The organism is Paenibacillus sp. PAMC 26794 (genome assembly GCF_000316035.1).
Lineage (GTDB): Bacteria > Bacillota > Bacilli > Paenibacillales > Paenibacillaceae > Paenibacillus.
The window spans coordinates 79,888-91,739 of record NZ_ANHX01000062.1 but is presented as its reverse complement, the minus strand read 5'-3'; the positions used below and the strand labels follow the sequence as shown (position 1 = coordinate 91,739).

At 47.9% G+C, this 11,852-nt stretch carries 8 protein-coding genes; 6 read left to right on the top strand and 2 right to left on the bottom strand.

Translation table 11 applies throughout. From position 1 onward, the window contains the following. The first annotated feature begins 214 nt into the window (after nt 1–214). The 6 genes from D829_RS0121160 (at nt 215) to D829_RS0121135 (ending at nt 7,343) form a co-directional block, all read left to right on the top strand. Nucleotides 215–1,270: a lactonase family protein gene (locus D829_RS0121160; protein ID WP_017690931.1), complete on the top strand. Its 1,056-nt coding sequence runs from the start codon at nt 215–217 to the stop codon at nt 1,268–1,270. Nucleotides 1,271–1,640: 370 nt separating this feature from the next. Continuing rightward, a complete protein-coding gene (locus tag D829_RS0121155) occupies nt 1,641–3,518 on the top strand; it encodes a rhamnogalacturonan lyase (protein WP_017690930.1) in 1,878 nt (625 codons plus the stop codon). 482 nt (nt 3,519–4,000) lie between these two features. Continuing rightward, nucleotides 4,001–5,080, top strand: a complete 1,080-nt coding sequence (locus D829_RS0121150) for a sulfate ABC transporter substrate-binding protein (RefSeq protein ID WP_017690929.1) — start codon at nt 4,001–4,003, stop codon at nt 5,078–5,080. A gap of 87 nt (nt 5,081–5,167) precedes the next feature. Further along, nucleotides 5,168–6,004 carry a sulfate ABC transporter permease subunit CysT gene (gene cysT / locus D829_RS0121145; RefSeq protein WP_017690928.1) on the top strand — a complete coding sequence of 279 codons (837 nt, stop codon included), beginning with the start codon at nt 5,168–5,170 and terminating at the stop codon, nt 6,002–6,004. Between the two features lie 67 nt (nt 6,005–6,071). Continuing rightward, the gene (cysW, locus tag D829_RS0121140; RefSeq protein ID WP_017690927.1) at nt 6,072–6,947 is read left to right on the top strand and encodes a sulfate ABC transporter permease subunit CysW; all 876 of its coding nucleotides are present in this window, start codon (nt 6,072–6,074) and stop codon (nt 6,945–6,947) included. 156 nt (nt 6,948–7,103) lie between these two features. Next, nucleotides 7,104–7,343 (top strand): YezD family protein, encoded by a 240-nt coding sequence (locus D829_RS0121135; protein WP_017690926.1) that lies wholly within the window; start codon nt 7,104–7,106, stop codon nt 7,341–7,343. A 95-nt stretch (nt 7,344–7,438) separates the two neighbouring features. Here D829_RS0121135 and D829_RS0121130 read toward each other — a convergent pair whose 3' ends face one another. Then, nucleotides 7,439–8,977, bottom strand: coding sequence for an extracellular solute-binding protein (locus tag D829_RS0121130; protein WP_017690925.1), 1,539 nt, complete (start codon nt 8,975–8,977; stop codon nt 7,439–7,441). Between the two features lie 315 nt (nt 8,978–9,292). Next, entirely contained in the window at nt 9,293–11,614 is a 2,322-nt protein-coding gene (locus D829_RS0121125; protein ID WP_017690924.1) for a helix-turn-helix domain-containing protein, read from the bottom strand. Nucleotides 11,615–11,852: the final 238 nt, after the last annotated feature.

Genomic DNA, 11,852 nt, shown 5'->3' with positions numbered 1-11,852 from the left:
CTGTAGGGGTGGTCTGTTGTTAAGTCTCATACTTTGTATTATGGTGAGAGGCGATAAGGGAGTCAATGCCAGATATGAGAGCGCTCACCGGAGGTATTCTCGATTTAGAAAGCCACGTTACAGGAAGTGAAGCAGTTGCCCATGAATTGGGTAAGTACATACCAGTGGGAAGAATCAGAACAGTGAATATACAAGATAAGGGAGAGATTTAGTTATGGAACCAGTCACAACACAGGAAACGCTTTTCTATACAGGTACGTATGCGTCAGCGGATGAACCCGGAATATTCCTATGTGCGTTGAATGCGGATTCAGGAGAGATGCGAATCGTCAATCACATGGATGGTGTGGATAATCCGTCTTATCTGGCGCTATCCCCGGATGGAAACTGTCTGTATGTGGCGAGTGAGACGGACGAGGGAGAGGTGTTGGTCTATCGGAGAGATGCGGCAACGAGTGAGCTGCACCTGATGGATCGAAAACAGACCAGAGGGGCTTCTCCATGTTATGTGTCTGTCTCCAAGGATGGTCAGTGGGTGTTCTCATCCAACTATAGCAGTGGCAGTGTCAATGTATTCCCGGTAGGCGAGCAGGGGACGCTTGGTGAGATGAGTGCATGGGTGGAGCACACGGGAAGTGGAATCAACGAAGAACGCCAAGAAGGGCCGCATGCACACTCCATTCAACCCGATCCGTCCGGGCAGTATGCTGTCGTATGTGACCTCGGTCTGGATCAGATCATTGTGTATCGCTTGGAAGAGGGACGTCTGGTTACCCATCGTGAGATGGATCAGCCACCGGGCGCAGGGCCAAGGCATCTTGTGTTCCATCCCAACTCGAAGTGGGCTTATGTGATCAACGAATTGGATAACACGGTTACGGCATTCCTGTACGATGAGCGCAGAGGGGAGTTCACTACGGTGCAGCACATTTCCACACTTCCAGAAGGGCATAAAGGAGAGGGTACGGCTGCAGACATCCGTGTATCTCCATGTGGTCGTTTCCTGTATGCATCCAATCGGGGAGATGACAGCATCGTACTCTATTATATTGACCAGGAGAGCGGTGAGCTGGAAGCTGTAGAGTGGACATCCACGATTGGGCAGACACCGCGTAACTTTAATATTTTTCCAGGTGGGATTCTGGTTGTGGCGAATCAGGACAGCAATAACCTCGTAGGTTTCCAGATCAGTGAAGAAGACGGACGTCTGACGCATAACGGGTTCAAGCTGGAACTGCCTCGTCCGGTATGTATTGCGCCTGTGGTATAAAAGTTGTAATACGGTGAAGTAAACGTGGAATATTACATCTAAAAAGTGGTCGTCTATAAGCTGTGAAATCATGGAGAAACACATGGTTTTACAGTTTTTTTAGTCTTTTTATGAGAACATGGGAATCGTCCCATATCCGTGAGTCAGTTGATTGCGATTCCAGTCGACTGAAGCAATTCGAAGAATGGGCAACGGCTAACCGAAGGAGCAATCCTTCGGCTTTTTTATATACGAACCATTTAATTACTAAATTAGACCTATAGATGGAATTATATGTTTAATTTAAAATGAATATATTAAAGCGCTTACATAAAAAGATGGCGCTACAAGGGCATCGGGCTTACCAATACAATGGGGGAGGCAATTGTTTATGGGAAATCGTTCATCATTGTGGAAGCGCACACTACGTACAGCGGGAGTAACCCTGCTGAGTTCCGCGTTACTGGTTACTTCGCTTGGCCTTGGCAATACGCCGGTAACACATGCAGCGGGTGCAAGGCAGATGGAATATCTGGATCGCGGTGTGGTGGCTGTAAAGACTGGGACAGGTGTGTTTGTCAGTTGGCGACTCTTGGGTACGGAAGGTTCGAATGTATCGTTTAACGTTTATCGGGATGGAACCAAGGTGAACGCTACGCCCATAACGAACAGCACTAACCTTCAGGATGCAAGCGGGACAAGCAGTTCCAAATACACGGTTCGCCCTGTAGTGAGTGGAACGGAGCAGGCTGCTTCAGCGGCAGCGAGCGTGTGGGGCAACAACTATCTATCCGTACCGCTTAGTGTGCCCGCAGGTGGGACAACGCCTGATGGAGTAGCCTACACCTACAGTGCCAACGATGCCAGTGCAGGTGACCTGGACGGTGATGGTCAGTATGAATTGATCGTGAAGTGGGACCCTTCCAACTCCAAGGATAACTCTCAGAGCGGTTATACCGGGGAAGTGTTTATCGATGCCTACAAATTAAACGGAACACGCCTCTGGCGAATTAGTCTGGGCAAAAATATCCGTGCCGGCGCTCACTACACCCAATTCATGGTGTACGATCTCGACGGTGATGGCAAAGCCGAAGTTGCGATGAAAACAGCCGATGGCACCAAGGATGGCACTGGCGTGGTCATCGGGGATGCAAGCAAGGATTACCGCAATTCCAGCGGTTATGTGTTGTCTGGACCCGAATTCCTGACGGTCTTCAATGGGCAGACTGGCAAGGCGCTCTCCACAGTGAACTACGAACCGGCGCGTGGCAATGTGTCTGACTGGGGAGACAACTACGGCAACCGGGTGGACCGATTCCTTGCCGCCATTGCTTATCTGGATGGGGAGCGCCCAAGTCTGGTCATGGCGCGTGGATACTACACCCGTACCGTACTGGTAGCTTATAACTGGCGGAATGGACAGCTGACCAAACAATGGACATTTGATTCCAATACCTCGGGCAATTCGGGTTATGCCGGACAGGGAAATCATAATCTGAGTGTGGCTGATGTGGATGGAGATGGGAAGGACGAGATCGTCTATGGTGCCATGGCGGTGGATGACAACGGCAAAGGATTGTACACGACAGGACTCCATCATGGCGATGCCATGCACCTGAGTGACCTCGACCCGGACCGCCCTGGACTTGAGGTATTTCAGGTTCATGAGACACCGTCTAATGCCGGAGTGGAGTTCCGGGATGCAGGTACAGGCCAGTTAATCTGGGGAGTCAAAACAACGAAGGATATTGGACGCGGCATGGCGGCAGATATCGATCCAAGATATAAAGGTGCCGAAGTATGGGCAGACGGCAGTCTGTACACAGCCAAAGGGCAGAAACTCGGGACAACCCTACCTTCCTCCACGAATTTTGGAATCTGGTGGGATGGTGATTTGCTCCGTGAACTGCTGGACAGTAACCGAATCGACAAGTGGAACTATGCCAATAACACAACGGTGAATCTGCTCACTGCATCCGGCGTTTCTTCCAACAACGGAACCAAGTCTACGCCGAATCTGCAGGCCGATCTGTTCGGGGACTGGAGAGAAGAAGTGGTATGGCGGACGAATGACAGTTCGGCGCTGCGGATCTATACCACAACAGCAGTTACGGACAAACGCATCTACACGCTGATGCATGATCCGGTGTACCGTCTTGGCGTCGCTTGGCAAAATGTAGCCTACAATCAACCGCCACACACCGGCTTTTATCTGGGAGAAGGCATGAGCACACCACCGGTACCCAATATCCGGTATGCGGGCAGATGAGGAATGGACAAGGTGTTGCCGTCCAATTCCGTTTATGTTTACAATAGCCAGCGAAGCATGGGATTCGCTGAAGGGAACAACGGACGTTGGTTCGTTGTTCCTCTTTTTTTGCCAATAGCCCAGAAATACGGTAAAAATCGGAAAAAACGTTTGACAGGTATATAGACTGCCTTTATTATACGTATATAACTTACTAAACAGGTAGGAATAATAAAAATGAATCTGTTTTCATTGTGAAAACGGTCATTTTACAGACAGATGCAACCATGCAACCTGAACAGAATAACGTTCTCACCGTATAGACGGAGGAACACCGCAGCGCATCCTTTCCGGATGAAAGCATACACGGCCCTGGGCCGGCATGACTTTATGGGGAGATATGCGCGGGGGTTCCTCCGTCTTCTTGTTTTTCACGGGGCGTTCGTTCCTGTCCAGCCGGCCTGAGGTAGTCATGCAGATCTATATCGGGGGGAGTGTTATTCATGAAAAAGAGAGTTCACAAGGGTATTTTGGTTGGTCTGGCACTGGTGTTAACAGGGGTACTGGCAGCATGCGGATCGGATAGCGGCGGGTCCAGTGCGGCAGGAACATCGGGGGGAGCGGAAGGCGGCAAGGAAGGGGCCAAGGCCATCGAACTGCTGAATGTTTCCTACGATCCAACGCGGGAACTCTATGAGCAATATAACAAAGCGTTTGCGGCGCATTGGTTGAAAGAGAAGGGCCAGGAAGTAACTATCAAGCAGTCCCATGGGGGATCGGGCAAACAGAGTCGTTCTGTTATTGACGGACTGGATGCAGACGTGGTGACGCTGGCATTGGGATACGATATTGATGCGATTGAAGATAAAGGCTTGATTAACGAAGGTTGGCAGGACAAATACGAGCATAACAGCTCTCCGTATACCTCTACGATTGTATTCCTTGTACGTAAAGGCAATCCAAAAGGCATCAAGGACTGGGATGATCTGATCAAAGGGGATACCCAAGTCATCACACCAAATCCCAAAACGTCCGGTGGGGCGCGCTGGAACTATCTGGCGGCATGGGGATATGCCCTTAAGCATAATAACAATGATGAAGAGAAGGCGAAGGCTTTCGTTGGAGAATTGTTCAAACATGCGCCTGTGCTGGATTCGGGTGCTCGCGGTTCTACGACAACGTTTGTTGAACGTGGCATCGGTGATGTGCTACTTGCTTGGGAAAATGAAGCTTTCCTATCGGTAAAAGAGTTGGGTCCCGACAAATTCGATATTGTCGTGCCTTCGGTTAGTATCTTGGCTGAACCACCGGTTGCGATTGTGGACAAAAATGCAGACAAAAAAGGAAGCCGCGACGTGGCGGATGCCTATCTGAAATATTTGTACAGTGAAGAAGGACAGACGATTGCCGCTGAAAATTATTACCGCCCAACGCTGGACAGCGTGGAGGAAAAATTCAAGGATCAGTTCCCGTCGCTTGAACTGTTCACGTTGAAAGATGTATTCGGTACATGGCGGGATACTCAGGCCAAACATTTTAATGACGGCGGTATCTTCGACCAGATCTATGTTCCAGGCAGCTAAGGTTGCTCTGTTCAATGAACACCCGATCAATCGCGCCGTGAGCGGCCAACCAGCCCGACCGGCTGAAGGCAGAGAGGATGAACGTGCATGAGCAAGGTGATGGTGGCACGGAGACGCACATTGCCCGGATTCGGATTAACGATGGGTTACAGTGTGTTCTACCTGAGCCTGGTTGTACTTATTCCACTGGCTGCGCTGTTATTTAACTCAACAGGGCTGACGTGGGCAACCATGATTGAGGTTGCGACCAATCCCAGGGTGCTGGCTTCCTTCCAGGTCAGCTTCCTGACCGCAGGTGCAGCAGCCCTGATTGATCTCGTGCTGGGGTTACTCCTGGCATGGGTGCTTGTTCGGTATGAATTTCCGGGCAAAAGGTTGTTTGATGCGGTCATTGATCTGCCTTTTGCCTTGCCGACAGCGGTAGCAGGGGTTGCTCTTACGGCGATCTATGCCGGCAATGGCTGGATTGGTCAGTTTGTAGAGCCTTTGGGCATCAAGCTCGCCTATTCACAGGCCGGGATTACGCTGGCGCTGATGTTTATCGGAATTCCGTTTGTAGTTCGCACGGTGCAACCGGTGTTGGAGGAGCTGGAGGCTGAGGTGGAAGAGGCGGCTGCCACACTGGGGGCAGGAAGATGGCGGATATTCCGCACGATTCTGCTGCCGGATCTGATTCCACCGCTGCTGACGGGTTTTGCTCTGGCTTTTGCCCGGGGCATTGGCGAATATGGCTCGGTTGTGTTTATCTCAGGTAATATGCCGATGAAAACGGAGATTGCCCCCTTGCTGATCATGGCCAAGCTGGAGCAGTTCGATTATGCAGGCGCTACAGCTGTAGCTTTGCTGCTGCTTCTGGTTTCTTTCATCCTGCTGCTGATCATTAATTCCTTGCAACGTTGGAGTCGGAAGGCGGGCAGAGCATGACAATGAAGCATGGTGGAATATGGATACAATCAGATGTCACTCACCCAAACCAAAGGAGGTGCAGCATATGGCGGGTTCTATCCCACTGAGCCCTGTTCCACCCGTAAAGACCGGGCGTGGAACTAACCGTGCAACAACGGAAGCTCCATGGGTCAAATGGTTGTTGATTGGACTGGCAAGCCTGGTACTCATATGGCTGCTTATTTTGCCACTGGCCATTGTGCTCATGGAGGCGTTGAAGCAGGGCTGGGGTGTGTACATCGCGGCTCTTACCGAGCCGGATGCCATGTCTGCACTGAAACTCACGTTATTGGTTGCGGCGATTACCGTACCGCTGAATACGATATTTGGTGTGGCCGCTGCATGGGTCATTACCAAGTTCCAGTTCAAGGGCAAGGGACTTATGATCACCCTGATTGATCTTCCTTTTTCAATTTCGCCTGTGGTGGGCGGGTTGATCTTTGTATTGGTCTTTGGTTCGAATGGGTGGTTTGGGCCGTGGCTGTCCGAGCATGATATCAAAATCATTTTTGCGCTGCCAGGCATTGTGATTGCAACGTTGTTTATTACCTTCCCGTTCGTAGCGAGAGAACTGATTCCGCTGATGGAGGACCAGGGAATCCGGGAAGAAGAAGCGGCGGTTACGCTAGGTGCTTCTGGGTGGCGAATCTTCTGGAGTGTAACCTTGCCCAACATCAAATGGGGGCTGCTATATGGCATTATTCTGTGTAATGCCCGCGCTATGGGCGAGTTCGGAGCCGTATCTGTGGTGTCCGGGCATATCCGCGGAGAGACCAATACGTTACCACTTCATGTCGAGATTTTGTATAACGAATATCAATTCTCGGCTTCGTTTGCCGTAGCTTCCCTGCTCCTGATTCTGGCTCTCGCCACGTTGCTGCTCAAGAGCTGGCTTGGACATAAAGCCGTTTCAGAAAAGTGATTATGAGAAGAAGAAAATACAGATTGACAGCTACTGGAAGCCCTGCTAATGTATAAACCAAGTATATAGGTTGGATAAGAATGATTTATAAATCCGTTGGATGATAGCGTACTTAGGAATATGGCGGGCGATAGCCCGAGAAGAGGAGGCGGCTCTATGGCTAAGCCGTTAAAAGTGGATGAGGTATGGTTGGACCGAATTGCCGGACAGCTGAATGACATGGAGTTTGGTTCATTGCATATCGTGGTGCACGAAGGTCAGATTGTGCAGATGGACCGAACCGAACGCAAGCGTTTTGAGAACACACCCTCAGGCAGCGCCTCCAAATCCGGAAGCACGGCACGAAGCAGTTCAGCCCGTTCACTACGCGGATCAAATGCGAGTGCTAAGGGATAGAGAGTGACGTGGCGTGAGGGAAGCGAAGATAGGTGCATAAGCACACATGTAAAATCCAGAAACTCATGGGAAATGCATGTTCCAAACCATCCTACCTATTGTGCACGACTTGTCTCCATATGCTCCTTATACCAATGATTCGCTTCAAGCAGCACCTGTTGCCCACCTGCATCCATGAATTCTTCCACAAAGGTATCGAAATACCCCACAGGCTGATCGCCAGTGATGATGGAGATGTACGCTCTGTCTCTCATACGAATCAATTCAGATGAATATTGAATCAGGGCAGGGGTTGCAACCTCCAGGCCATTATAGATACCATTCTCCGTCAACCCTGCAGATGCAGCCCACTGTTCACGTTTGTCCGAGGGTGTACCTGGAACCGTCATGCCGATACTTGAGCCGATCCTATTAATATAATTCTCCATTCTATTGTATGGGTAAAGTAAATGAAACGATCTTGAAGCATCGGTACTCCAATTCCAGTGTTTTCCTGGAAGGCCATACTCCATTTTGATCTGCTCCTCCGGATCGGGGTTGGCACTTACATAATCGAGAATCTCCAGAATTTTCTCCAGTTTTCCCGGCTCTTTCGCAGCCTCAGCACCTATAGCAATAAAATTCATCAGCAGATTGTTCCCTTTTGAACCGCTATGTCCTTCAGGACCAATAACAGGAGAACCAAATACAACCTCTGCAGTTGCGTTCTTCTGTAGTAGCTCATTAACATTGAACGAGGCTCCCACAGGGGTTTCTTGGCCATTTTCATTAAGGACACTGTAATCTCCCTCTTGATTCCAATGATAATAGTTGCCCATCGAGGTCATCCCAATTTTTCCATTAATAAAAGCATGGGATAGATGTTTATAGCCGCCTTTATTTTCACCGGTTATGAACTCAGGGTCGATAATCCCGTCCCGATACCACTTTTGCATATAAGTCAGGGCTTTTTTCATCTCAGGCTGCAAAGCACCGATCACGAGTTGGTTGTTTTTTTCATTAAAATACAGTTGCTCGGTGAAAACGGACTGTCCAAAAGCGCCAAACACGACATTTAAGCCCTCTCTGGATAGGCCATACGTATCCTGTTTACCATTCCCGTCCGGATCATCTTTGGCAAAAGCATACATAACCGTTTCAAATTCATCTAATGTCTTTGGCACCTCCAGACCAAGCTTTTTAAGCCAGTCCTCTCGGTATACAACAGGGGTTCGATAGATGTTGGTCTGATTAATAGCCGGAATTCCATATAAGGAGCCGTTTATTTTTCCATACTCTAAGTAACGTGAATCATAATCGCGAATTCGCTGTACGATATTTGGCGCAGATTGTTCAAGGACATCCGGGGGGATTTCCGCTAAAACCCCTTGCATCTGATACTTAAGCAGATCATGCGGTTGTCTGATCCGGAACAGATCGGGTATTTTCCCTTGAGCAAGCTCCAGATCAAGCAGTTCCTCGTACCGCTTGTTCTCAAGGTTCCATACCTCCAGATCGACATCAAACCGATCCTCAATATATGCAATCATCTCAGCGTCTTCAGGAACAGGGATATTTTGATGCATAGTCCAGGATATCGTGTACTGCGGTGCTGTATCTTTCTCAGCGCTTGCTAGATGGTCCTGCTGTTGCACTTGTGCTGTTTCTCTCCCTAAAAAGGTACACCCACTTGTAAATACGAGCAGGAGAAGCGTTGCGGAATATAGCCATAGCTTTCTTGAAAGGTTAAGGTTCATAGCAGCTCCTTTCCTGATTTTAAATTCTATATAGGGTCAATTAATGAATATTTACATGGACACTCCGATGACAGAACAACCTTCCGATCGCTGTTATTCCCAGATTTCTTTTGATCCCTTTTCTAAAGGGAGAAATCCGGGAATAAAGGCGAACGCTACGCTTCTTCAGGTTCTTTCTGTCCTCTCCGTTCTTGTGTAAATGTTAGATTGAACCTATATAGATCCTTGTTCCATTAGACTGCGCATGAAATTTTTCGGTGTACAGCCGTGAATTTCTTTGAACTTCTTAATGAAATAAGCAGGGGTACGGTAACCGACCGTACTTGCGACCTGCTCAACCGTGATTTCACGCTGTGTCATGAGTTCCCGTGCGCGTTCCATTCTCTGATTCGTAACATATTCGGAATAAACAATCCCGGTTTCTTCCTTGAAAAGTTTACTGAGATATTTAGGGCTGATGAATACTTGCTCTGAGACATGATCCAGCGTGAGATCGCCCGATAAGTGCTCTTGAATATAGGCTTTGACAGCCGAGATGGTATCCACACTTCGTACCTCGCTGCGCTTCTCCATCTGCATCACAAATTCGGTCACGAGATGAATCATCCACTCCGAATAGCGGTTGATATTGTAGAACAATGAAAATTGCTTGTACATATTCAATGAACTCGCCTCGGCGGGTTGTAGGCGCACCTGATGAATACACTCAGCGTAAATAGATACCGTTTTTAATAATATGATCCGACTGTATTCGGCTGAATAGGGGCCTTCCTTTATTGTCGCGACCAATTCCTGAATGGCCTGAGCCGTACCTTGCACATCCCGAGTCTGCAATTTCTTTTCAAAGTTTACGAGGTATGAATCCGGGATCTCCAGACTGCTGGCTTCCCTGTTCAGAAGATCAAGATCCTGAATGGCAGACTGCTCGGGGAAGAAGTAGCTGTATCGAATCAGGGTATTCGCCTGATGATAGCTTGTGTGAATCTTCGTGAAGTGCTCTACCCACCCGCCTAACGATAGTACAAATTCCAGACCAAATCTGCTGCTCGCCTCAGCGTGAATAAAGTCTACAATGTGATCAGAGAGCGGTTCTTCGGGTTGGTTGGTACAGATGATCACTGCTATTTTGTGATCCTGCAATTCCTCTGCCAGCAGTTGAGTTCCATCCATTTCTGCGATCTCCAGTTGCTGGATCATCGTATACAACGTATGCTGCAACTGTCGTGGCTGCAGATCCTTCCACTTCTCATTGACAGGGTCAATGACGATGCAACGGAAGCGAGAGTAGGCCATTGAAATGTGAACAGACTGGAGCTGTTCCGTAAGTTCCTCGGGTGTAAATCGATTATTTAACATATTGAGCATAATACTATGCTTAATCATTTTGTGATTGGCCTGTAAGGTTTCTTCAAGACTATCAACTTTATTGGACAGATTGTTAAACGTTGTATCGATGAACCGATATTCGTCCTGCTTTAAGCTGGTTGGGCTATCCATCCGGCTCTTGATGTTATTCATGATTCGTTTAAGAGGAATATAATTGGCCCTAGTAAAGATGGAGGACATTACGATCCCAACCGCGACAGCCAACAAGCCAAGAAGAACCGAAATCTCCTTCAAGCTATCCAACTTATAATAGAAGCTTTCATTAGGTGTGGTTGTGTAGATTCTCCATGTATTTCCTTTAAATTGATCTTGGGTAACGACATGAGAGTCATAGTTAAATACAGGTGTGAAGCTCGCATCTGAAGAATGAAAGGTAAGCAGCGACTGCGTCAGATTCTCCTCCGTGGAGCTGCCTATCAACGTTTTGTCTGCGGCAGATATGACAGTTCCGTCCTGATCGATGATTAATGTATTTGCATAGTCAGCAGGGAGCATATTTTTAATGATCTGACTGATCGCTGATTCTTTGATATCAATCGCAATCATGGCCTTACTGTCTTGTCCAGACGATTGAAACGGGTAACTATGGACATAGGAAATTAGAGGACTCATCTTGCCCTGTTCCCGTGATTCGATATAAACATCCTGAGGCACCATGCGAGTCTTCATCCATAAGGAGCTTTCTGGAGTCTCTTTCATTGCAGCAATCCAATCCGTCGTATGATCCACACTCGAAGGCGTGTCCTCATAGAGCAATAGCCCATATACAGATGAGACGATGAAGTGGTTCTTCGTATCGTACACATGAATAGCTTCAATAAGATCGGAATAATTTTGCACCATATTTTTGAGGGACTGTTCGATGTCCAGGATTTTGCTATGGTTTCCTTTTAAGCTATCTAAATCGATACTAGCGGCGTTACCGAGTGCCAGGGACAGATAGACCTGATTCACCTTCTGGATCACGGAGCTCTCAATAGTATTGACAGTGCTTTTCAGCGACAGTTGATTATTGATTCGAATCTCTTTGCTGTATTGACGGGAGAAGAAGAGGTATAGAATGGAGCCGAAAAGAAGCGCAATGACAAGAACGACAGCAAGGTAGGAAAGAACCATCTTGGATCTCACAGACTGAAATGGCTTATGCATTCTTTTTCCCCCTTCATCTCTCTTTTCTAAACAACTTCATCATTATATAGCAGGCCGAGGACTAGAAATCATGTTGATCGAAATTTAACATACTCCCACTCCATAATTTACTTTTAGTTAATAAAGCGTTTACAAAAGTAGGTATTTTAATTGATAAATGTAGTATCTAACTCCATTTTCTTGGCATATAAGCTCCGGAACGTACGATTTTGATATAAAACGGAATTTGTTCTATAGA